This window comes from Kitasatospora sp. SUK 42 (assembly GCF_015776785.2).
In the GTDB taxonomy this organism is placed as follows: Bacteria; Actinomycetota; Actinomycetes; order Streptomycetales; family Streptomycetaceae; genus Kitasatospora.
Genome location: NZ_LFMD02000003.1, coordinates 1,176,027 through 1,196,547 on the forward strand (window position 1 = coordinate 1,176,027; position 20,521 = coordinate 1,196,547).

Below are 20,521 nucleotides of genomic sequence, written 5' to 3' on the forward strand. Positions count from 1 at the left end.
AAGAAGGAGATCATCCGGCTCCTGAAACGGGCCGTCGCCCGGGAGATGTTCCGCTGCCTGAGCAGCACGGTCACCGTCCCCGGCATCGCCGACCTGAGACCCATGCGGCAGGCGAAGAACATCACCCTCACCGCCGTCGCCAACCACTTCGGGGTCTGGCCCGCCACCATCTCCACCCTCGAACGTGGCATCCGCCGAGACGACGACCTCGCCAACGCCTACCGCGACTGGCTCACCGCCGCTTGACAGCCAATAGGAGCATCAACCCGGCCGGTCGGGGCGCGGGCCCGCCCGCGTCAGGGACTGGGGGCCACCGGACAGCTGAAGTCGATGTTGTCCGCGTAGTAGCTGCCACCGAAGATGTAGACCTTGGTACCCGAAAGACCCGGCCCCGGATGGGGGCTGGCGGCGCTCCCGCAGTACGCGGCCTGGGCCTCCGGCAGCGACGGGTACGGGCCCAACTCGGCGGTGTACTGCACCGGGACGTCCTGGCCGCCGGCACCGGCGCACAGACCGCCGTCCGTGAAGTCGCACGTGCGCTTGCCCTGGACGGCGTCCAGCGGCCCGACCAGGACGTTCCCGCCGGAGACGTTGGTGAGCAGGAAGACGTAGTAGGCGCCGGCCGGGGAGGAGGGCGTCACCTCGGTGGGCGACTCGGACGGGGTCTCCGTCGGGGTCCCGGTGGGCGACTCGGTGGGCGTCACGGTCGGGGACTCGGTGGGCGACTCAGTGGGTGACTCGGTGGGCGCCACGGTCGGGGACTCGGTGGGCGACTCCGACGGCGTCTCCGTCGGGGACTCGGACGGCGTCTCCGTGGGCGACTCGGTGGGCGTCACGGTCGGGCTCTGCTCCGGCTGCGGCACCGGACAACCCTGCACGCCCTGCCCCGGCGGAAGCCCGTCACCCCCGGGCAGCCCCGGGCGCGCACCACCCCGCGAGGCCGGAACCGAGTTGACGAAGTCCACCAGCTCACGCGTCCGGTCACCGACCTGCTTCTCCGAATCCGACCCGCAGTACAGGTAGTTGGAGAGGTAGTGGAGCGTGAACCGCGAGATCCTGGAGCCGTCGTACACGATCTGCGGGGCCACGGCCTTCGTCGTGAAGTCCACGTCGGAGATCCCCGCCAGCAACCAGTCCCACTCGAACATCACATAACGCGTCGGATTGGCGTTCAGCTCCTGCCCCTTGCCGAACGGCGGGGCGACGTAGAGCGCCCCGACCGGCTTCCCCGCGCCGATCCGCGGCAGCACGTTGCGCAGGTAGAGGCCGCCCTCGCTGTGCGAGATCAGCACGACGCGCAACCCCTTGCCCAGGTCATCCTGCACGTTCTTCAGCAGGTTCACGTTGACCCCGTCCAGCGCGAAGTCCGGATCCGCCACCTTCCGCGTGATCGTCCCGGCCATATCCTCGATGACCGCCTCCGGCAGGACCGCCGCCCCACCCACACTGAGCCCGCAGGTGGCCTTCGCGAGGTCCCGGTTCTCCTGGATCGGGTTGTCCGCGGTGGCGCGCTGCGCCTCCTGGCAGGCGCTGTAGGTGTACAGCGCGATGTTGGCGCTGGAGGCGTTGAACTGGAGCTTGACGCTGACCGGATAGCCCAGTTGCCGGGTCAGCGAGGTGGACAGCAGGTTCGCGTTCACCGTCGACGAGTCGAAGTTGTTCAGCACCCCGTTGACGAAGTAGAAGGACAGCCCGGCGCCCGGCGACGCCTGCCGGAACGCGGCCGGTTGCCCCGATCCCCCCGCGGGGGCCGCGCCGAGCGTCGGCGCCGGCGGCGTCCCCGGGGCACCCCCCACCGACACCACGTGCCCGTTCAGCGCCGCGGCATTGGCCATGTAGGTCTGCTGCCCCTCCGGCGTGCTCAACTGGCGCGACTGCCACAGCAGGACCTCCCTGCTGATCGTGTCCTGGTCCGCGCCTCGGGCGGAGGCGGCACCCACGGCCGTCGCCAGTCCCTCCCACGCCTGCTGAGCCTCCTGCGCACCGAGCGGCTTCTCGAACGCCGTGAGACTCTGCCGCACCTCCGCGGCCCCGGCGGAAGCGGAGGTGGAGGCGGAGGCAGGGGCGGAAGCGCCGGCGGACGGCGCCGAGCCGCTCTTCGGCGGCGAGGAGCAACCGGCCAGCAGGGCGGCGACCGTGGCGAGCACCACCGCGACGCGAAAGCGGACCCGCGCGGCCGCGCCGCGCCCTCTGGTCGGTGCCATGGCTTCCCTCGCGCGATCACCGTGGGCGCCCCACGGGCGGACGGCCGTACCCGGACGTTCCCACCGTCCGTTGCGGCGCCGTCAGGCACAACGGGAACTGGACCGACCAGGTGACACGCCCACCCGCGGCGGGTCCGGCGGGACCGCGCCTACAGGTACAGCCCCGTCGAGCCCTCCGTGTCACCGAAGCGGGTCGCCGCCACCGCGTGCAGGTCACGCTCGCGCAGCAGCACGTAGGTGGCGCCCCGCACCTCGACCTCCAGCTTGTCCTCCGGGTCGTACAGCACCCGGTCGCCCGGCTCCACCGAGCGCACGCTCTGCCCCACCGCGACCGCCTCGGCCCAGGTGCAGCGCTTGGACAGCTCCGCGGTCGCCGGGATCAGGATGCCGCCGGTCGAGCGGCGCTCGCCCTCACTGCCCTCGGTGCGCACCAGCACCCGGTCGTGCAGCATCCGGATCGGCAGCTTCTCGCCCAGCCGGTCGTGCCGGGCCAGCTCGTGCTCACGGTCTGCGCGGGTCGGTTCGTCGTTCGTACTCACGGTCCCGAAGGTACCGCCCCCGGGCGCGGAGCGTGACGCTGGCCCGGCAAACATGACACCGGCCCGGCAGACATCGGCCCGGCAGACACCGGCCCGGCAAGGAGAGGGCCGGGCACCACCCGGTGCCCGGCCCTCCCACGTCTCGGCGCTCGGCCCCTGAGACGCTCAGCCCCTGCGGGACGCTCAGCCCTTGCGGCGCTTGCGGGCCGAGGCGACCAGCAGCACCAGGCCCACGCCGACCAGCGCGGCCGGGACGATCCGCTCCTTGCGCGGCTGCCCCTTCTCGTCCACGAACTGCACCCGGACCTTCTCCACCAGGCCGTTCGCGGCCACGTACGCGCGACCCGCCTTCTCCTCGACCGCGGCCATCGCCTTGGCCTTCACCTGGGCCGAGATGGTGCTCGGGTGGACGCGCACGGCCAGCTCGTCCAGGGTCGCCGCCAGCTTGTCGCGGGTCCGGGCGATGTCCGCCTCGATCTGCGCGGTCGTCCGCGCCGACTTGTCCTGCGTGCTCGCCTCGCCCACTCGGGCCACCCCATTCACTTGCGCTGTTGTCCTGCTCGTCCTGTGCGACCGACCCAGTCTCTCAGTTGCCGGGCACGGCCGCGCGGCCCCACCCACCAACGGAGGTAAGTTTGCCGTGGTACGACCGCCCGTCCCAGCCTCCAGGAGAGTACGACCATGACTGAGCGTCTCCAGCCCGGCGACACCGCACCCGCCTTCAGCCTGCCCGACGCCGACGGCAACCCGGTCTCGCTCGCCGACCACCTGGGCCGCAAGGTCATCGTCTACTTCTACCCGGCCGCGCTCACCCCCGGCTGCACCAAGCAGGCCTGCGACTTCACCGACAACCTGGACGTCCTCGCGAACGCGGGCTACGACGTCATCGGCGTCTCCCCCGACAAGCCGGAGAAGCTCGGCAAGTTCCGCGAGGCCGAGAACCTCAAGGTCACGCTGGTCTCCGACCCGGAGAAAAAGGTGCTGGAGGCGTACGGCGCCTTCGGCGAGAAGAAGCTGTACGGCAAGACCGTGACCGGCGTCATCCGCTCCACCGTGATCGTGGACGAGCAGGGCAAGGTCGAGCACGCGCTGTACAACGTGAAGGCCACCGGGCACGTCGCCAAGCTGCTGCGCGACCTCAAGGTCGAGGCGGTCGAGGCCTAGGAACTCCCGGGGAGTTCCCGGGAACTCCCCGGGAACGACGCAGCGGTGGCGGCACACCCCCCGACCGGGTGCGCCGCCACCGCCGTTCCTCACCTCAACGGACCGCCCTGATCAGCAGGCCCCGAGGTCGTTCCAGACTCCCCAGGAGCCGCTGGCGCTCGGGTCGTCGCCCTTGGTCCACCACTTGTTCTGGTAGTAGTGGCCCTTCCAGGACACCTTGGTGGGCGTCGCGTAGGTGGTGCCCGCGTCCCAGCTCGGCGCACCCGCGCAACCGGCCGGCGTGGTCGGCGGCGTCGTGGGAGGCGTGGTGGGCGGGGTGGTCGGCGGCGTCGTGGGAGGCGTCGTCGGCGGGGTGGTGGGAGGCGTGGTCGGCGGAGTGGTCGGCGGGGTCGTGCCACCGTCCACCGCGCCCCGGGTCAGGTCGCCCTTGATCCCGTACAGCGTGCCGCCCACGTTGACCGTCCAGTTCGACGGCGTGGACACCGGCAGGTAGTAGACGAAGTCCATGTCGATCGAGGCGCCCGGCGCCAGCGACTGCCAGCCCGGCAGCTTGACCGACACCCGGTTGTACGTGCCCTTCAGCCCGCCGACGTTGCCCGGTCCCGGGTTGTCCTGCTTGATCACCTGGAGCCCGAAGCCGGACTGGTCCTTGGCGTTGCCCGGAGCCGAGTTGCTGTAGTCGAACTGGAACTCGGTGCCGCCCGGCAGGGTCAGCGTCGAGTTGTTGACGATGTGCAGCTTCGGGTTGATCGGGTAGTTCGAGTCGCCCAGCGCGAAGTTGGTGAACGACACGTCGATCGGCAGGGTCTGCTGCGGCAGCGCGATCGTCGAGCGGGTCGCGCCGTACGGGGTCGACGCCTTGAACTTGTCGTACATCAGCGAGGTGAGCGTCGAGCCGGGGACGTACTCGCCCTTGCCGCCGTTGGCGGTGGCGTCCCACTTGTAGTCGCCCGCGAGCTCCCAGATCATCGCGCCGCCGGCGCCCTGGTTGACGATGTAGTCCGCCTTGGCGCCCACCGACTGCTCGTCCTCGGTGGACAGGAACACCTTCTTGGTGTCGTTCCACAGCCACGGCGCCACCAGGGTGGAGCTGTAGTTGCGGGCGTAGGTGCCCTGCAGCGCGGTGTCGGTCACGCCGTACTTGGAGAGGTAGTCGGGCAGGATGCCCTTCTCCAGGTTCTTGGCGTGCCACATCGGGTTCGACCCGGCCGGGGACTCCTTGCCCGCGTCGTCCTTGTCGTTCCAGATGTTGTCGATGCCGACCGCGCCGTCACCGCAGGCGGTCAGGCCGGAGCCGACCGGGCAGGTGGTCGCGGAGGCCGTGCCCCAGAGGCCGTTGGTGCCGCCCTGGACGTTCTTGAAACCACGGGTGTAGTACGGCAGGCCGACGTTGATCCGGCCGCCGGGCATCGCGCCGCGGAAGTAGTGGTACGACCAGTCGGCGTTCAGGTAACCGATGCCGCCGTACTGCGCGGTGCCGTACACGTTGGCGGACGCCAACTCGCCGTCCTTGCCGTCGTCGTAGAGCGAGGCGTTCGGGCCGACGTACTTGTTCCAGGCGCCGTGCAGGTCGTACGACATGATGTTGACGTAGTCCAGGTACTGGGCCACCTGGAAGGTCTCCATGCCGCGCAGCAGGTAACCGGAGGACGGGGCCGCGACCGACAGCAGGTAGTGCTTGCCGTCGGCGGCGCCCGCCTTGTCCAGGTTCTCGCGCAGGCTCTTCATCAGCGCCGCGTAGCCCTTGGCCAGCGAACCGCGCTTGGCGTTGGCGAGCTGCCAGTCCAGCGGGTTTCCGGCGTCCTTCATCGAGGTCGGGTACTCGTAGTCGATGTCGACGCCGTTGAAGCCGTACTTGCGGATGAAGTCGACGGACGAGGCGGCGAAGGTGTCGATGCCAGCCTGGTTGACGCTGCCGTCCGGGTTGACGGTCATCGAGTAGAAGCCGCCGGAGTTGACGCGCTTGCCGTCGTCCCCGAAGTAGCCGCCCGTCTCGGTCCAACCGCCGACCGAGATCATGGTCTTGACGTTCGGGTACTGCTTCTTGAACTTCGTCAGCAGGTTGAAGTGGCCCTTGTACGGCAGGGTCGGGTCCAGCTCCGCGCCGGGCACGCCCGGGAAGGAGATCCCGGTGGCCTCGTTGGTCGGGCCGTCGGTGCCGACCGAGATCTTGTTGTCGCCGCCGACGTGCCCGAAGGCGTAGTTGAGGTGGGTGACCTTGTCCCAGGGCACGTCGGTCACCAGGTACGGCTTGTCGCCGTTCTTGCCGGTGCGCCAGCCGGTGAAGTACCCGATGATGCGGCGCTGGTGGTCCGCGCCCATCTTCTCGCGCCCGCTGGTGTCGTAGACCGAGCAGTACGGGACGTCCACCCCGGGGGTCTGGTACAGCCCGTCCGGGCGGCAGGCCGAGTTGTCGACGGCCGCCGACGCCTGCGAGGGCGCCGCACCCAGCGTCGCCATCAGCAGACCGGCCAGGCTCGCCGCCGCCAACGAGGCCACACCGGCACGTGCCGCCGGACTCTTACCGCGCCGAGCGGCGGTGGGACGCCGCTCGGCAGTGTTTCGGATCAACACTCGGTCCTCCAGGAGAGAGTGTCGGCGCGTGCCTGTGGGGGAGCACGCACGTGGGGGATTTCAGTTGGCGCAGAAGCTATGTGGTCTGAACCACATAGGTCAATAGGTCTGTACCAATTGGTAATCAGAAGCTAAACATCACAGGTCGGGACCCCCCGACAACCAGTCAGCCCGTGGCCGAAACCCACCCCGTAACCGAACCCCCGCTCGATCGTTCTCATGTCGGAGGAGGGGCTCTCCAGCGCAACAGGGGAACCACCGTGCCGGTCAAGTACACCCGTGAACTGCTCGCCTCGCTCGCGGCCGAGTCGAGCAGCGTGAACGAGATGATGCGAAGGCTCGGCGTGCCGATGGCGGGCGGCACGCACAGCTACCTGAGCAAGCGGCTCAGGCACTACGGCATCGACACCTCCCACTTCAACCAGAGCAGGCCCGACTACGGGCGACGCCGCTACCCCCGGGAGGTTCTGGCCGAAGCCGCGGCGAACAGCAACAGCATCAACGCGATGATGGCCCACCTGGGCGTCACCCCGTACGACAGCCTTTACGCGTACCTGAAGAAGCGTCTGGCCGATTTCGACATAGACACCTCCCACTTCAGGTTCAGGGGCGACGGCCGCAGTCGAGTCGAAGCCATTCCCCGGGACGCGCTGGCGCAGGCCGTGGCCGAACACCGGAGCGTCCGCGGCGTGATCCTCGCCCTCGGCATGACCGACTGCGGCAACTCCCGGACGCTGGTCCGCGAGGCCATCGACTTCCATGGGCTCGACACCGGCCACTTCACCGGACGAGTCCACAACAAGGGGCAGAAGACCGGACCGCGACGCACAGCCGAGGAGCTGTTGGTGCGACGCCCACCGGGAAGCCAGCGCGTCCCGGGCGATCGGCTCCGCACGATGCTCGTGCACATCGGACACCCCGACGCCTGCGAATCGTGCGGCACCCCTCCAACATGGCTCGGGCACCCGATGACCTTGGAGGTCGACCACGTCAACGGCGACTGGCTCGACAACCGGCGGGAGAACCTCCGGCTGCTCTGCCCCAACTGTCACTCCATCACGCCGACCTACTGTGGCCGGAACATGAACCGTGCGGCGCGCCTAGGAGGTGCTGCCGCCTAGTCGTCAACGTGGCGCCACCGGAAGGCGGCAACCGGTAGGCTTGTGCCGATGTGCGCCCGTACTCCAGCTGGCTAGAGAGGTGCGGTTTAGGTCCGCAGTGTCGTGGGTTCGAGTCCCACCGGGCGTACCGAGTGAAATGGCCCGATCCCCTTCGAATCGAAGGGGATCGGGCCATCGTCGTTCTGCGCGGCGTCAGCCGATGAGGGCCTTGACCACCGGGGCGAGGGCGCGGAAGGCCTGGCCGCGGTGGCTGATGGCGTTCTTCTCGTCCGCCGTCAGTTCGGCGCAGGTGCGGGTGTCGCCGAGGGGCTGGAGGATCGGGTCGTAGCCGAAGCCGTTGGTGCCGGCCGGGGCGGCGCGGAGGGTGCCGAGGAGGCGGCCCTCGACGACGCGCTCGGTGCCGTCGGGCAGGGCGAGGGCGGCGGCGCAGAAGAAGTGGGCGCCGCGGTGCGGTTCGGCGATGTCGGAGAGCTGGGCGAGCAGCAGGTCGAGGTTGGCGAGGTCGTCGCCGTGCTTGCCGGACCAGCGGGCGGAGAAGATGCCGGGCGCGCCGTTGAGGACGTCCACGCAGAGGCCGGAGTCGTCGGCGACGGCGGGCAGGCCGGTGGCGCGGGCCAGGGCGTGCGCCTTGAGCAGGGCGTTCTCGGCGAAGGTGACGCCGGTCTCGGGGACGTCCGGGATCTCGGGGTAGGCGTCGGCGCCGACGAGTTCGACGTCGAGGCCGGCGTCGGTGAGGATGGCGCGCAGCTCGGCGACCTTGTGCTGGTTGCGGGTGGCGAGGATCAGGCGGGTGGACATATCGCCCACCCTACCGAGCCCGCGGGGGCGGTCAGCCGCCGCAGAGCGAGGTGAGGTTGCCGGCGGCGTCGCCGAGCGGCTTGAGGTCGGGGGCCTCCTTGCGGTCGACGGCCTGCTGGACCTTGTCGGCCTGCTTCTGGAGGTCGGTCACGGCCTTGGCGACGTCGGTGTTCTTGGAGTTCTTCCCGATCTGGTCGAGGTCGCCCTTGAGCTTCTGCACGGCCTTGCCGGCGGCGGCCGAGTCGCTGCTGGAGTTCTCGTAGGCCTTGCTGAGGTCGGCCAGGTCGCCGGTGATCTTCACGGCGGTGTTGCCGCAGTCGACGGCCTTCTGGGCGGCGGAGCAGCTCACCATGCTGAGCGGGAGGATCGCGATCAGTCCGGCCACTGCGAGGGCGGTGGGGCGGGCGATGCTCGTCGGCATCCGGTCCTCCTGGTGCGCGCGGGTTCCGTGGGGAGGGACGCGTGCCGGGGGGTGCGCGGTTCCCGCAGCGGGTTGCTGCGGGAACCGTACGGTCTGCGGGCCCGGCCTGTACAGGGATCCGTGCGGCTCCTCCGTGGGTGTCGACGGATTCGGGGGGCGTGCCCGTTCAGTCCTGCTGCGGGTTCAGCCTTCCAGGGCCTTGCGCTGGATCTGGTCGAGTTCGGCGCAGCCGAGGGTGCCGAGATCGAGCAGTCGGTTGAGCAGGTCGCGGTCGAAGGGGGCGCCTTCGGCGGTGCCCTGGACCTCGACGAAGCGGCCGTCGGAGGTGCAGACGATGTTCATGTCGGTTCCGGCGCGCACGTCCTCCTCGTACTGGAGGTCGAGCATGGGGACGCCGTCGATGATGCCGACGCTGACGGCGCTGACGCCGCCGGTGATGGGCTGGCCCTTGGCGCGCAGGAGCTTGCGCTCGCGGGCCCAGGAGACGGCGTCGACGAGGGCGATGTAGGCGCCGGTGATGGCGGCGGTGCGGGTGCCGCCGTCGGCCTGGAGGACGTCGCAGTCGAGGACGATGGTGTTCTCGGCGAGGGCGCGGTGGTCGACGACGGCGCGCAGCGAGCGGCCGATGAGCCGGCTGATCTCGTGGGTGCGGCCGCCGATGCGGCCCTTGACGGCTTCGCGGTCGCCGCGGGTGTTGGTGGCGCGCGGGAGCATGGAGTACTCGGCGGTGACCCAGCCTTCGCCGCTGCCCTTGCGCCAGCGCGGGACGCCTTCGGTGACGCTGGCGGTGCACAGCACCTTGGTGTCGCCGTAGGAGATGAGGACGGAGCCTTCGGCGTGCTTGCTCCAGCCCCGCTCGATGGTGATGGGGCGGAGCTGTTCGGGGGTGCGGCCGTCGATGCGTGACATAGCCACTGAGCGTAGCCGCTCCGGGTGGTGCTTCCGGTTGTGCCTCGGCCCGCCGTCCCCCTGAGCGGGGCGGCGGGCCGGGGTGGGTGAGCCCGGGTGGCTCAGCTCACATCATGTCCTCGATGTCGGCGGCGATCGGGTCGGCGTCGGTGCCGATGACGACCTGGATCGCGGTGCCCATCTTGACGACGCCGTGGGCGCCGGCGGCCTTGAGGGCGGCCTCGTTGACCAGGCTGGCGTCCTTGACCTCGGTGCGCAGGCGGGTGATGCAGCCCTCGACCTCTTCGATGTTGTCGATGCCGCCCAGACCGGCGACGATCTTCTCAGCCTTGCTGGCCATCTGATTTCTCCCTCTGTTTCGGCTCGCCGGCGGCTCTGCCGGGTGCCGTCCTGCGCTGTGCTGGGGTGTTCCTCGACCGTCGGGCGGTGAGGTCCGTGGCGGTGGCTGACGCGGGTTCAGCTGTGGTCGCGTTGCCGGGCATCGCGACCAGCATGGCCCGTGCCGGTCCGGTCTGCACACGTTAGTCCACTTTTGGCCCAGTCCGGCGCGCAGGCTGTCGATCGCCGCCCGAGGATGACGATCAGCGGGGTTCGTGCCCCGGTGTGCGGCCTGCGTCCCGAAGTGGCCCAACAAGTGGTCTACACCAATATATGTGTACTCCGATGAACGCAGGAAGGACCCCGGGTGTTCCTGAGCCCCGCCCGAGGGTCCCGCACCGGGCCTTGGGAGGGCAACTGCTCGCGGAGGGCGGACGATGAGCTCGGCAAGTGCCACGACCCCGCGGTCCACGTGGTGGCACACCTTCTACGGCGGCCTCCAGAAGATGGGCCGCTCCCTCCAGCTGCCGGTCGCGGTGCTCCCGGCGGCCGGCATCCTCAACCGGCTCGGCCAGCCGGACGTCTTCGGCAAGGACGGCCTGGGCTGGACGGACGTCGCCAAGGTGTTCGCCGCGGCCGGCGGTGCGCTGCTGGACTCCTCCCTCGGCCTGCCGCTGCTGTTCTGCATCGGTGTGGCCATCGGCATGGCCAAGAAGGCGGACGGCTCGACGGCGCTGGCGGCGGTGGTCGGCTTCCTCGTCTACTACAAGGTCCTGCACGCCTTCCCGGAGAACTGCAAGCCGCCGACGGTGCTGGTCGGCGACCAGTGCGTGGACTACTCCTCGGCCAAGGCGGCCAACGCGACGTACCAGAACCCGGGGGTGCTCGGCGGCATCCTGATCGGCCTGATGTCGGCCTGGCTGTGGGTGCGGTTCCACCGCACCAGGCTGGTCGACTGGCTGGGCTTCTTCAACGGCCGCCGACTGGTCCCGATGATCACGGCCGTGGTCGGCATGGCGACCGCCGTGGTCGCACTGTGGGTGTGGCCGCCGATCGGCCGCAGCCTCAACGACTTCTCGCAGAACCTCGCCGATCTCGGCGCGGGCGGCGCGGGCATCTTCGGCCTCTTCAACCGCGCACTGCTGCTGATCGGCATGCATCAACTGCTGAACACCTTCGTCTGGTTCCAGTTCGGCGAGTTCACCAAGCCCGACGGCGCGATCGTGCACGGCGACATCCCGCGTTTCCTGGCGGGCGACCCGACGGCCGGCCAGTTCCAGTCCGGCTTCTTCCCGATCATGATGTTCGCGCTCCCCGCCGCCGCGCTCGCGATCGCGCACTCGGCCAGGCCGCACCGCCGCAAGGAGATCACCGGCATGATGGTGTCGCTGGCCCTGACCTCCTTCGTCACCGGTGTCACCGAGCCGATCGAGTACTCCTTCGCCTACATCGCCCCCGCCCTGTACGGCGTGCACGCGGTGCTGACCGGCGTCTCGATGGCCGTCACCTGGGCACTCGGGGTGCACGACGGCTTCAGCTTCTCCGCCGGCCTGATCGACTACGTGATCAACTGGGGGCTGGCCACCAAGCCGTGGCTGATCATCCCGATCGGATTGTGCTTCGCCGCGGTGTACTACGCGCTCTTCCGGTTCATCATCGTCAAATTCGACCTGAAAACACCGGGGCGCGAGGACGAGAGCGAGGTCGAGGACGTCACCAAGGCCTGAAATCCGCCTCCGCCGATATCGCCCGCAAAGGCCTCCGGGCCCGCCGGTCCGGGGGATTTCGGCATTTCGGGAAAGGGCCGAATACCCTGCCGAACATCCGCCCGAAAGGCAATTCGGTCGCGATCCGGCCGGCCTCGCGGCGCTCCGGGCGAGGGCCGACCGCAGGTGAGGGAAGTCTCACCGACCACCTCCGCGACCCCGCGATCACTCTCAGCAGCCGCCGAGCACGTCCTGGAGCGGCCGGATCGTCCGCGCCCGGCCCCCGACCCCGCTCCGACCCGGTGCCCGCACGGGGTCGGCTCTTTTTGTTGCGCAAATAGCCAAAATCCCAATCCCGACTGCAATCATGATCGTCGTTCCGCTTCCAGGTTTCGATTTCATAGCGCTTCCCGGCGACGGCGCTTTCCGGGGTTCCCCGTCTTCTCCACCCGTGCTACAAACTGGTCTACACCACCTGTGGTGTAGACCAGTTCGCGGTTCGGCCCCTGTGCCTTCCCCCGACCGACCGCCATGCCGTTAGGAACCCACCCCCATGAGTCAGTCTGCGCAGGCACCGGCGCCCGCCACGGCTCCGGCTTCGCCAAGCCCCGCCAAGAAGTTCGGCCAGAACCTCCTCCAGGGTCTGCAGAAGATCGGTCGCAGCCTCCAGCTGCCCATCGCCGTGCTCCCCGCGGCAGGTCTGCTGCTGCGTCTCGGCCAGGACGACGTGTTCGGCAAGGACGGCCTCGGCTGGGACAAGGTGGCCTCGGTCTTCGCCACCGCCGGTAACGGTGTCTTCGACAACCTGCCCCTGCTCTTCGCGGTGGGCATCGCGATCGGCTTCGCCAAGAAGGCGGACGGCTCCACCGCCCTCGCCGCGCTGGTCGGCTTCCTGGTGTACAAGAACGTGCTCACCGCGTTCCCGATCACCGAGGGCCACATCGACGGCGACAAGTGGGTCGCCCCGACGTACCAGAACCCGGGCGTGCTCGGCGGCATCGTGATCGGCCTGCTGGCCGCGGTGCTGTGGCAGAAGTACCACCGCACCAAGCTGGTCGACTGGCTCGGCTTCTTCAACGGCCGCCGCCTGGTGCCGATCATCATGGCCTTCGTCGGCACCGCCATCGGCGTCTTCTTCGGCCTGGTCTGGGGCCCGGTCGGCGACGCCATCAAGAGCCTGAACGACACCCTGATCGGTGCCGGCGCGTTCGGTGCCGGTGCCTTCGGCCTGGTCAACCGCGGTCTGCTGCCAGTCGGCATGCACCAGTTCGTGAACTCCTTCGCCTGGTTCCAGACCGGTGACTTCACCAAGCCCGACGGCACCGTCGTCCACGGCGACCTGACCCGCTTCTTCGCCGGCGACCCGACCGCCGGACAGTTCATGTCGGGCTTCTACCCGATCATGATGTTCGCGCTCCCCGCCGCCGCGCTGGCCATCGCCCACGCCGCCAAGCCGCACCGCCGCAAGGCCATCACCGGCATGATGGTGTCGCTGGCCCTGACCTCCTTCGTCACCGGCGTCACCGAGCCGATCGAGTTCGCCTTCGTCTTCATCGCCCCGGCCCTGTACGTCATCCACGCGGTGCTCACCGCCGTCTCGATGGCCGTCACCTGGGCGCTCGGCGTGCACGACGGGTTCACCTTCTCCGGCGGCCTGATCGACTACCTGCTGGCCTGGAACAAGGCCACCGACCCGTGGATGATCATCCCGCTCGGCCTGGTCTTCGCCGCGCTGTACTACTTCCTGTTCCGCTTCGCGATCACCAAGTTCGACCTCAAGACCCCCGGTCGCGAGGACGACGAGGAGATCGAGGACGTCACCAAGTGACCGAGGCCTGAGGCCCCGCCCGTCCCTTCCGAAGGCCCCGCCCCACCGCTGCTCATCCAGCGGCGGGGCGGGGCCTTCGGCGTACCCGGGGCCCGCCCGCCGACACCCGGCCCTTCCTTCCACCAGACGGAATCGCGGTTGACGAACCGACGGACGCCCTGGTCAACTGAAGCGGTGAACGCCTCGTGCCCGCTGGTCACCCGCAGCCACATCGACTTCGGTCGCGTGTGGTCCGCGGCGTGTCGCGGCTGAGCTGACCGTTCCCCCGCCGCCGCCCGGCTGACGTCCCGCCCGGCTCCGGCCGTCCTCCCCTCCGCCCGCACGGGCACCGCCCGTCCGCGGGCCGCCGCCGCGCGGCCGCGCCCCCGTACGCGTACCCGGGTACCCGTACGGGCTCCGCCGGTGCCCGCCCGCATCCGCACGAGGAAAGTCAGGCTCGCCATGCCCCGCCAGTTGCACCTCTCCGCCGCCATCGACAGCCCCGGCCGCCTCGACGCCGGGCACTACACCGGCCTCGCCCGGCTCGCCGAACGGGCGAGCCTGGACTTCGTCACCCTCGACGACTCCTTCGCCGCCGCACCGCACCGCCCCGACGCGCTCGCCACCCTCGCCCGGATCGCCCCGCTGACCGAGCGGGTCGGGCTGGTGCCGACCGTCACCACCACCCACACCGAGCCCTTCCACACCTCGATCTCGCTCAACACCCTGGACTGGGCCAGCGAGGGCCGGGCCGGCTGGCTGGTCGGCGTCTCCACCACCGAGGCCGAGGCGAAGGCCTTCGGCCGCCGCCCGGTCGCCCCCGAGGACGAGCTGTGGGCCGAGGCGGCCGACGCCGCCGAGGTCGCCGCCCGGCTCTGGGACAGCTGGGAGGACGACGCCGAGATCCGCGACACCGCCACCGGCCGGTTCGTCGACCGCGACAAGCTGCACTACATCGACTTCGAAGGCCGGTACTTCTCCGTCCGCGGCCCCTCCACCACCCCGCGCCCGCCCCAGGGCCGCCCGGTGGTCGTGGTCCCGGTGGCCGCCGCCGACCTCGCCCCGGACGCCTCCCCCGGCGGGCGGGCCCGGGTCGCCACCGCGATCCGGTACGCCGACGTCGTCCTGCTCGACGCCCCCGACCGGGCCACCCGGCTGACCGCCGCCACCGAACTGCGGCTGCGCTCCGGCGAACTGCTGCGGATCCTCGCCCGGATCGACGCCGCCCTGCCCGACCGCGCCGCCGAGGAGCGCCTGCGCGCCGAACTCACCGCGGCCGGCACCGGCGTCGACGGCTTCCACCTGGTGCCCGCCGTACCCGAGCGCGACCTCGCCGCGCTCGCCGAGCGGATCGCCCCGGCCCTGCGCGCCACCGGGCTGCTGCGCACCGGCTACACCGGCCGCACCCTGCGCGACCACCTCGGCCTGGCCCGCCCGGCCAGCCGCTACACCGGGCCCGCGAACACCGCCGCCCACGCCGCCGCCAGCCATGCCACCGCCAGCCACGCCGCCGGCACCGCCGCCCACACCACCGACTCCCCCGCCCTCGCCGAGGTGACCCGATGACGGACCGTCCGCTCAAGCAGATCCACCTCGCCGCGCACTTCCCCGGCGTCAACAACACCACGGTGTGGAGCGACCCGGCCTCCGGCAGCCACAACGAGTTCGCGTCCTTCCGCCACCTCGCGCAGACCGCCGAACGCGGGAAGTTCGACTTCTTCTTCCTCGCCGAGGGCCTGCGGCTGCGCGAGACCAACGGCCGCATCCACGACCTGGACGTGGTCGGCCGCCCCGAGTCGATCACCGTGCTGAACGCGCTGGCCGCCGTCACCGAACGCCTCGGTCTGGCCGCCACCGTCAACGCCACCTTCAACGAGCCGTACGAACTCGCCCGCCGCTTCGCCACCCTGGACCACCTCTCCGGCGGCCGCGCGGCCTGGAACGTGGTCACCTCCTCGGACGCCTTCACCGGCGAGAACTTCCGCCGCGGCGGTTACCTGAAGTACGCCGACCGCTACACCCGGGCCGCCGAATTCGTCGAACTGGTACGGGAGTTCTGGGACGCCGGGGAGGGAGAGGTGCGCCACTTCGGCCCGCAGTTCGAGGTCGAGGGGCGGCTCTCGCTGCCGCGCCCGCCGCAGGGCCACCCGGTGGTCATCCAGGCCGGCGACTCCGACGAGGGCCGCGAGTTCGCCGCGGCCACCGCCGACGTCATCTTCAGCCGGCACTCCACCCTCGCCGACGGCCAGGCCTTCCACGCCGACGTCAAGCGCCGGCTGGCCGCGTACGGCCGCAAGCCGGACGAGCTGAAGATCATGCCCGCCGCCACCTTCGTCCTCGGCGACACCGACGCCGAGGCGGAGGAGTACGCCGCCGAGGTCCGCCGGGCCCAGGTCAGCCCGCAGACCGCGATCAACTTCCTGGAGCAGGTCTGGGGCATCGACCTGTCCGACCACGACCCTGACGGGCCGCTGCCGACCGTCGACCCCGACCCGGACAGCGCGGTGGTCCAGGGCCGGGTCCGGTTCAGCGACCCGGTGGCCGTCGCCGAGCGGTGGCGGGCGGTGGCCGCCGAGAAGAACCTGACCAGCCGTGAACTGGTCATCGAGGTGACCGGCCGGCAGTCCTTCATCGGCTCCCCCGCCACCGTCGCCGGGCTGATCGACCACTTCGTGCAGAACGACGCGGCCGACGGCTTCGTCCTCATCCCGCACCTCACCCCGGGCGGCCTGGACGAGTTCGTCGACCGCGTCGTCCCGCTGCTCCAGGAACGCGGGGTGTTCCGCACCGACTACACCGGCCCGACCCTGCGCGACCACCTCGGCCTGCCGGTGCCCGGACGGCGGTGAGTGCCGCCCGGGCACCGGCGGTCGGCCTCAGGCCTCGTGTACCCGCTCAGGCCCCACGCATCCGCTCAGACCTCGTACACCGCGCCGGCCCGGGCCAGTTCGACCGGGCCGGGGTACGCGGTGGCGGCGTCGCGGCGGTTGCGCTCGGCGTCCGTCCACGGCGGGATGTGGGTGAGGACCAGCCGGCGGGCCCGGGCCGCGGCGGCGTGCTCGCCGGCCTCCCTGCCGTTGAGGTGAACGGAGCGGAAGGTGTCGCGGCCGTCCTGGTAGGCGGCCTCGCAGAGGAACAGGTCGGTGTCCCGGGCGAGTTCCACCAGTTCGGGGCTCTCACCGGTGTCCCCGGAGTAGACCAGCGAGCGGCCGCCGTGCTCCAGCCGGAAGGCGAAGGCGTCGACCGGGTGGTTGACCTGGGCGACGGAGATCCGGAACGGGCCGAGCTCGAAGGAGCCCGGGGTGAGGGTGCGGAACTCGAACACCTCCTTCATCCCGGGGTTCTCCGGCATGTCGTACGCCCGCGCGAGGCGTTCGGCGGTGCCCGTCGGGCCGTACACCGGGAGCAGGTCGGGGCAGCCCTCGGCGCGGTAGTTGCGGGCGACCCAGTAGGCGCACAGGTCGACGCAGTGGTCCGCGTGCAGGTGGCTGAGCAGGACGGCGTCGACGTCGTAGAGGCCGGTGTACTTCTGCAGCGCACCGAGCGCGCCGTTGCCGAGGTCGAGCACCACGCGGTAGCCGTCGGCCTCGACCAGGTAGCTGGAGCACGGCGAGTCGGCGGACGGGAAGCTCCCCGAACACCCCACCACGGTCAGTTTCATCCGAGCCCCTCCGCCCCGACACGTCCTGGCTGCTGCTGGAAAACGGCATGGAAAACAGCATGGAAAACGGCAGGCCGGGCCGGTGGACCGGCCGGTAGCACTGCGTTGGTGTGTCGAGAGTAAGGGCGGAACGGCACTTTGCCCCCGCCCCCGTGCCGGGCTGTGGCTGGAATCACCCAGACCGCGCGGGCGGGGGCGGGGGCCCCGGATCAGCGGTGCCGGGGGCGGCTGCGGGCCCAGGCGCGGACGGTGCGGGGGTACCAGCGGGGGTGCCCGCTGCCGTTGATCACGTCCGGGTCGGGCAGCAGCCCGTGCCGGCGGTAGTTGCGGACGGTATCGGTCTGGACGTTGATGTGCCGGGCGATCTCGGCGTACGACCAGAGCTCGTCGCCACTCACGGGACACCTCCTCCGGGGGGACGGGGGCGGACGTTCGTGAGGCAGCCTTCCGGGCGGCGCCAGGGCGTTCACGGCGGAACGGGCGCCGTGGCGATTCCGTGACAAACCGGGAGCAGTACGCGGACAAACACCCGGCCCCGCACGGCCGTCGCGGCCGCCCCGACCGTCACGGTGGCCGGGTCCGCCGCCGGACCGGTACGGTTCGCCGCGTGAACGGCGCGAGCGGTATGAACGGGATGAGCGGCACGACGGGCGTCTGGCTGGTCCTGGCGGTGGTGGGCCTCGCCCTGCTGGCCGCCGTCGTGGTGGCGCGGCTGCGGCGCGACCGCCCGGCCGCGCGCCCGGGCGGGCCGGTCGGCCCGGGGCCGCGCCCGGGAACCGAGGTCCGCCCGGCTCCTCAGGAGATCTGGTGGGCGGAGGTCCCGTTCGAGGACGGCCCCGGCTCCAAGGACCGCCCGTGCCTGGTGCTGCGGGTGCACGGCCGGGCCGCCACCGTCGCGAAGATCACCAGCAAGGACCACTCCGGGCGCCCGGGCGTGCTGCCGCTGCCGCCCGGTTCGGTGGGCGACCGGCAGGGCCGGGCCAGCTGGCTGGAGACCGACGAGCTGCGCGAGGTGCCGCTGTCCGCCTTCCGCCGCCGGGCCGGGACGCTGGACCGGCAGACCTGGGCCCGGGCCCAGAGGGTCCTCGGCTGACGCCGGGCGGCCACCGGCTTCGGGCGGCCACCGATATCGGGCGGCTGCCGACTTCGGGCGGCTACGCCCAGAGCTGGCCCTGCAACGCCTCGACCGCCGCCTCGGTGGTCTCGGCGGTGTAGATGCCGGTGGACAGGTACTTCCAGCCACCGTCGGCGACCACGAAGACGACGTCCGCGCGCTCCCCGGCGGCCGCCGCCTTGCGGCCGACGCCGATCGCGGCGTGCAGGATGGCGCCGGTCGAGACGCCCGCGAAGATGCCCTCCTGCTGGAGGAGTTCGCGGGTGCGGCGGACGGCGTCCGCGGAGCCGACCGAGAAGCGGGTGGTGAGCACCTCGGCGTCGTAGAGCTCGGGGACGAAGCCCTCGTCGAGGTTGCGCAGCCCGTACACCAGGTCGTCGTAGCGCGGTTCGGCGGCGACGATCTTCACGCCGGGGACCTTCTCGCGCAGGTAGCGGCCGACGCCCATCAGGGTGCCGGTGGTGCCGAGGCCCGCCACGAAGTGGGTGACGGTCGGCAGGTCGGCGAGGATCTCGGGGCCGGTGGTGGCGTAGTGGGCGCCCGCGTTGTCGGGGTTGCCGTACTGGTAGAGCATGACCCAGTCGGGGTGCTCGGCGGCGATCTCCTTGGCGATCCGGACGGCGGTGTTGGAGCCGCCGGCGGCCGGGGAGGAGATGATCTCGGCGCCCCACATGCGGAGCAGCTCGCGCCGTTCCTCGCTGGTGTTCTCGGGCATCACGCAGACCATCCGGTAGCCCTTGAGCTTGGCGGCCATGGCGAGCGAGATGCCGGTGTTGCCGCTGGTGGGCTCCAGGATGGTGCAGCCGGGGGTGAGCCGGCCGTCGGCCTCGGCGCGTTCGATCATGTGCAGCGCCGGGCGGTCCTTGATGGAGCCGGTGGGGTTGCGGTCCTCCAGCTTGGCCCACAGGGTGACCAGGCCCTCGGCGTTGCCGGGGACGGCGGCGGACAGCCGCGGCAGGCGGACCAGCGGGGTGTTGCCGACGGCTTCGAGCGGACTGTCGTATCGCAAGGGAGGCCTCCGGCCACGGCGGTGAGGGTGAAGAGGTGAGGCTCCCCCGCGGTGGGCGGGGGAGCCCCGGAGTCAGCGGGCGCCGCCGGCCACGGCGGGCAGGATGGTGACGCTGTCGCCGTCGGCGAGGGCGGTGGAGATGCCCTCCAGGAAGCGGACGTCCTCGTCGTTCAGGTAGACGTTGACGAAGCGGCGCAGCTCGCCGCCCTCGACCAGGCGGGCGGCGATGCCCGGGTGGCGGGCGTCGAGGTCGGTGAAGAGTTCGCCGAGGTTGCTGCCGGTGCCCTCGACGGCCTTGGCGCCGTCGGTGTAGGTGCGGAGGATGGTCGGGATGCGGACCTCGATGGCCATGGGTGCGCTCCTGTGCGAGTCGTGGAGTGGGTGGGCCGCAGCGGGCGCGGCGGGGCGGGTCCCCGGGGCTCGACGCGGCCGGTCAGGCGGCGGGGCCCGGGTGGGGCGGGGCGGCTCTCAGCGCGAGCGCGCGGGCGTGCCGGGACAGATCGCGCCGGCGTGCCGGCACAGGTCGATGTGCAGGCGCGCCACGAGGCGGGTGCCCGGGGCCTGGTTGCTCACATCGACGGAACGCATGGGCTCATCGTATAGATTCCCGGGCCCGCTTGGGCATGCCCGTCTCGTGATCCGGATGTTCTTGTCCCCGATGCCGAGACGGCAGAGGCCCGCCGACCGTTCGCGCTGGTCGGCGGGCCTCCTCCGGGCGGGAGCGGGTCAGGCCTGGTAGTCCTCCACGACCTGGACGTCTTCCTCCGTGATCTCACCGTCCACGATGCGGAACGACCGGAACTGGTACGGGTCGTCCTCACCGTTGCCCTCGGCGGTGGAGACCAGGACGTAGTGGGCGAACGGCTCGGAGGCGTAGCTCACGTCGGTGCGCGAGGGGTAGGCCTCGGTCGCGGTGTGCGAGTGGTAGACGACGACCGGCTCCTCGTCCCGGTCGTCCATCTCGCGGTAGAGCTTGAGCAGGTCGCCCGAGTCGAACTCGTAGAAGGTGGGCGAGCGGGCGGCGTTGAGCATCGGGATGAACCGCTCGGGGCGGCCGCTGCCGGCCGGTCCGGCGACCACGCCGCAGGCCTCGTCCGGGTGGTCGGCGCGGGCGTGGGCCACGATCCGGTCGCGGAGTTCTCGGGTGATGGTCAGCATGCGGTCAGGATGCCACGC

At 71.0% G+C, this 20,521-nt stretch carries 22 protein-coding genes and 1 tRNA gene; 9 read left to right on the top strand and 14 right to left on the bottom strand.

The window, feature by feature from the left end:
* Positions 1–246 (top strand): helix-turn-helix domain-containing protein (locus tag RZ50_RS14965; RefSeq protein ID WP_254802496.1); only part of this gene is annotated, 246 nt, incomplete at its 5' end.
* Between the two features lie 50 nt (positions 247–296).
* Here RZ50_RS14965 and RZ50_RS14970 read toward each other — a convergent pair.
* The 3 genes from RZ50_RS14970 to RZ50_RS14980 all read right to left on the bottom strand — a co-directional run bounded on the left by RZ50_RS14970 (position 297) and on the right by RZ50_RS14980 (position 3,268).
* Complete coding sequence (locus tag RZ50_RS14970; protein WP_196952354.1) at positions 297–2,204, bottom strand: hypothetical protein; 1,908 nt, start codon at positions 2,202–2,204, stop codon at positions 297–299.
* 149 nt (positions 2,205–2,353) lie between these two features.
* A complete protein-coding gene (locus RZ50_RS14975; protein ID WP_196952357.1) occupies positions 2,354–2,656 on the bottom strand; it encodes a co-chaperone GroES in 303 nt (100 codons plus the stop codon).
* A gap of 270 nt (positions 2,657–2,926) precedes the next feature.
* Entirely contained in the window at positions 2,927–3,268 is a 342-nt protein-coding gene (locus RZ50_RS14980) for a DUF3618 domain-containing protein (protein WP_196952353.1), read from the bottom strand.
* 156 nt (positions 3,269–3,424) lie between these two features.
* Here RZ50_RS14980 and bcp point away from each other — a divergent pair, with 156 nt between their 5' ends.
* Positions 3,425–3,907, top strand: a complete 483-nt coding sequence (bcp, locus tag RZ50_RS14985; RefSeq protein WP_196952352.1) for a thioredoxin-dependent thiol peroxidase — start codon at positions 3,425–3,427, stop codon at positions 3,905–3,907.
* A gap of 111 nt (positions 3,908–4,018) precedes the next feature.
* On the opposite strand, the gene RZ50_RS14990 is transcribed toward bcp, so the two are convergent.
* Positions 4,019–6,367: a chitinase C-terminal domain-containing protein gene (locus RZ50_RS14990; RefSeq protein WP_196952356.1), complete on the bottom strand. Its 2,349-nt coding sequence runs from the start codon at positions 6,365–6,367 to the stop codon at positions 4,019–4,021.
* Between the two features lie 374 nt (positions 6,368–6,741).
* On the opposite strand from RZ50_RS14990, the gene RZ50_RS14995 reads away from it, so the two are divergent.
* On the top strand, positions 6,742–7,602 hold the full coding sequence (locus tag RZ50_RS14995) for an HNH endonuclease (RefSeq protein WP_196952351.1): 861 nt from the start codon (positions 6,742–6,744) through the stop codon (positions 7,600–7,602).
* Between the two features lie 52 nt (positions 7,603–7,654).
* Positions 7,655–7,729: transfer RNA gene (locus tag RZ50_RS15000), tRNA-Leu, on the top strand.
* 65 nt (positions 7,730–7,794) lie between these two features.
* Here the strand turns inward: RZ50_RS15000 and rdgB are convergent.
* From rdgB to RZ50_RS29720, 4 genes are all read right to left on the bottom strand, one after another.
* The gene (gene rdgB, locus RZ50_RS15005) at positions 7,795–8,400 is read right to left on the bottom strand and encodes an RdgB/HAM1 family non-canonical purine NTP pyrophosphatase (protein WP_196952350.1); all 606 of its coding nucleotides are present in this window, start codon (positions 8,398–8,400) and stop codon (positions 7,795–7,797) included.
* A 31-nt stretch (positions 8,401–8,431) separates the two neighbouring features.
* The gene (locus RZ50_RS15010) at positions 8,432–8,821 is read right to left on the bottom strand and encodes a hypothetical protein (RefSeq protein WP_196952349.1); all 390 of its coding nucleotides are present in this window, start codon (positions 8,819–8,821) and stop codon (positions 8,432–8,434) included.
* A gap of 183 nt (positions 8,822–9,004) precedes the next feature.
* Complete coding sequence (gene rph / locus RZ50_RS15015) at positions 9,005–9,730, bottom strand: ribonuclease PH (protein WP_196952348.1); 726 nt, start codon at positions 9,728–9,730, stop codon at positions 9,005–9,007.
* A 106-nt stretch (positions 9,731–9,836) separates the two neighbouring features.
* Positions 9,837–10,532 carry a PTS glucose/sucrose transporter subunit IIB gene (locus RZ50_RS29720; RefSeq protein WP_308271642.1) on the bottom strand — a complete coding sequence of 232 codons (696 nt, stop codon included), beginning with the start codon at positions 10,530–10,532 and terminating at the stop codon, positions 9,837–9,839.
* Between RZ50_RS29720 and RZ50_RS15025 the strand changes: the two genes are divergently transcribed.
* The 4 genes from RZ50_RS15025 to RZ50_RS15040 all read left to right on the top strand — a co-directional run bounded on the left by RZ50_RS15025 (position 10,486) and on the right by RZ50_RS15040 (position 16,410).
* Positions 10,486–11,775, top strand: a complete 1,290-nt coding sequence (locus RZ50_RS15025; protein ID WP_196952347.1) for a PTS transporter subunit EIIC — start codon at positions 10,486–10,488, stop codon at positions 11,773–11,775. The genes RZ50_RS29720 and RZ50_RS15025 overlap by 47 nt on opposite strands.
* Before the next feature lie 532 nt (positions 11,776–12,307).
* Positions 12,308–13,582 (top strand): PTS transporter subunit EIIC, encoded by a 1,275-nt coding sequence (locus RZ50_RS15030; RefSeq protein ID WP_196952346.1) that lies wholly within the window; start codon positions 12,308–12,310, stop codon positions 13,580–13,582.
* A 441-nt stretch (positions 13,583–14,023) separates the two neighbouring features.
* Positions 14,024–15,127 (top strand): LLM class flavin-dependent oxidoreductase, encoded by a 1,104-nt coding sequence (locus RZ50_RS15035; RefSeq protein ID WP_196952345.1) that lies wholly within the window; start codon positions 14,024–14,026, stop codon positions 15,125–15,127.
* Positions 15,124–16,410 carry an LLM class flavin-dependent oxidoreductase gene (locus RZ50_RS15040; protein WP_196952344.1) on the top strand — a complete coding sequence of 429 codons (1,287 nt, stop codon included), beginning with the start codon at positions 15,124–15,126 and terminating at the stop codon, positions 16,408–16,410. Before RZ50_RS15035 ends, RZ50_RS15040 begins: the two co-directional genes overlap by 4 nt.
* A 65-nt stretch (positions 16,411–16,475) precedes the next feature.
* Here RZ50_RS15040 and RZ50_RS15045 read toward each other — a convergent pair whose 3' ends face one another.
* Together RZ50_RS15045 and RZ50_RS15050 are read right to left on the bottom strand one after the other, a co-directional pair.
* Positions 16,476–17,222, bottom strand: a complete 747-nt coding sequence (locus RZ50_RS15045; protein ID WP_196952343.1) for an MBL fold metallo-hydrolase — start codon at positions 17,220–17,222, stop codon at positions 16,476–16,478.
* A gap of 209 nt (positions 17,223–17,431) precedes the next feature.
* A complete protein-coding gene (locus tag RZ50_RS15050; RefSeq protein ID WP_196952342.1) occupies positions 17,432–17,620 on the bottom strand; it encodes a MerR family transcriptional regulator in 189 nt (62 codons plus the stop codon).
* Between the two features lie 236 nt (positions 17,621–17,856).
* On the opposite strand from RZ50_RS15050, the gene RZ50_RS15055 reads away from it, so the two are divergent.
* Positions 17,857–18,315, top strand: coding sequence for a type II toxin-antitoxin system PemK/MazF family toxin (locus RZ50_RS15055; protein WP_196952355.1), 459 nt, complete (start codon positions 17,857–17,859; stop codon positions 18,313–18,315).
* 61 nt (positions 18,316–18,376) lie between these two features.
* On the opposite strand, the gene RZ50_RS15060 is transcribed toward RZ50_RS15055, so the two are convergent.
* The 4 genes from RZ50_RS15060 to RZ50_RS15070 all read right to left on the bottom strand — a co-directional run bounded on the left by RZ50_RS15060 (position 18,377) and on the right by RZ50_RS15070 (position 20,503).
* Positions 18,377–19,345, bottom strand: a complete 969-nt coding sequence (locus RZ50_RS15060; RefSeq protein WP_196952341.1) for a PLP-dependent cysteine synthase family protein — start codon at positions 19,343–19,345, stop codon at positions 18,377–18,379.
* Positions 19,346–19,417: 72 nt separating this feature from the next.
* Positions 19,418–19,696, bottom strand: coding sequence for a MoaD/ThiS family protein (locus RZ50_RS15065; RefSeq protein ID WP_196952340.1), 279 nt, complete (start codon positions 19,694–19,696; stop codon positions 19,418–19,420).
* Positions 19,697–19,813: 117 nt separating this feature from the next.
* A complete protein-coding gene (locus RZ50_RS30335) occupies positions 19,814–19,933 on the bottom strand; it encodes a putative leader peptide (protein ID WP_317621128.1) in 120 nt (39 codons plus the stop codon).
* Positions 19,934–20,071: 138 nt separating this feature from the next.
* A complete protein-coding gene (locus RZ50_RS15070) occupies positions 20,072–20,503 on the bottom strand; it encodes a Mov34/MPN/PAD-1 family protein (RefSeq protein WP_196952339.1) in 432 nt (143 codons plus the stop codon).
* Positions 20,504–20,521 lie beyond the last annotated feature (18 nt).

Coding starts and splice junctions, on each gene's coding strand:
- RZ50_RS14970 (WP_196952354.1), bottom strand. CDS start 2,204: ATGGCACCGACCAGAGGGCGCGGCGCGGCCGCGCGGGTCCGCTTTCGC.
- RZ50_RS14975 (WP_196952357.1), bottom strand. CDS start 2,656: ATGCTGCACGACCGGGTGCTGGTGCGCACCGAGGGCAGTGAGGGCGAG.
- bcp (WP_196952352.1), top strand. CDS start 3,425: ATGACTGAGCGTCTCCAGCCCGGCGACACCGCACCCGCCTTCAGCCTG.
- RZ50_RS14990 (WP_196952356.1), bottom strand. CDS start 6,367: ATGGCGACGCTGGGTGCGGCGCCCTCGCAGGCGTCGGCGGCCGTCGAC.
- rdgB (WP_196952350.1), bottom strand. CDS start 8,400: ATGTCCACCCGCCTGATCCTCGCCACCCGCAACCAGCACAAGGTCGCC.
- RZ50_RS15010 (WP_196952349.1), bottom strand. CDS start 8,821: ATGCCGACGAGCATCGCCCGCCCCACCGCCCTCGCAGTGGCCGGACTG.
- rph (WP_196952348.1), bottom strand. CDS start 9,730: ATGTCACGCATCGACGGCCGCACCCCCGAACAGCTCCGCCCCATCACC.
- RZ50_RS15025 (WP_196952347.1), top strand. CDS start 10,486: ATGAGCTCGGCAAGTGCCACGACCCCGCGGTCCACGTGGTGGCACACC.
- RZ50_RS15030 (WP_196952346.1), top strand. CDS start 12,308: ATGAGTCAGTCTGCGCAGGCACCGGCGCCCGCCACGGCTCCGGCTTCG.
- RZ50_RS15035 (WP_196952345.1), top strand. CDS start 14,024: ATGCCCCGCCAGTTGCACCTCTCCGCCGCCATCGACAGCCCCGGCCGC.
- RZ50_RS15040 (WP_196952344.1), top strand. CDS start 15,124: ATGACGGACCGTCCGCTCAAGCAGATCCACCTCGCCGCGCACTTCCCC.
- RZ50_RS15045 (WP_196952343.1), bottom strand. CDS start 17,222: ATGAAACTGACCGTGGTGGGGTGTTCGGGGAGCTTCCCGTCCGCCGAC.
- RZ50_RS15055 (WP_196952355.1), top strand. CDS start 17,857: ATGAGCGGCACGACGGGCGTCTGGCTGGTCCTGGCGGTGGTGGGCCTC.
- RZ50_RS15065 (WP_196952340.1), bottom strand. CDS start 19,696: ATGGCCATCGAGGTCCGCATCCCGACCATCCTCCGCACCTACACCGAC.
- RZ50_RS30335 (WP_317621128.1), bottom strand. CDS start 19,933: ATGCGTTCCGTCGATGTGAGCAACCAGGCCCCGGGCACCCGCCTCGTG.
- RZ50_RS15070 (WP_196952339.1), bottom strand. CDS start 20,503: ATGCTGACCATCACCCGAGAACTCCGCGACCGGATCGTGGCCCACGCC.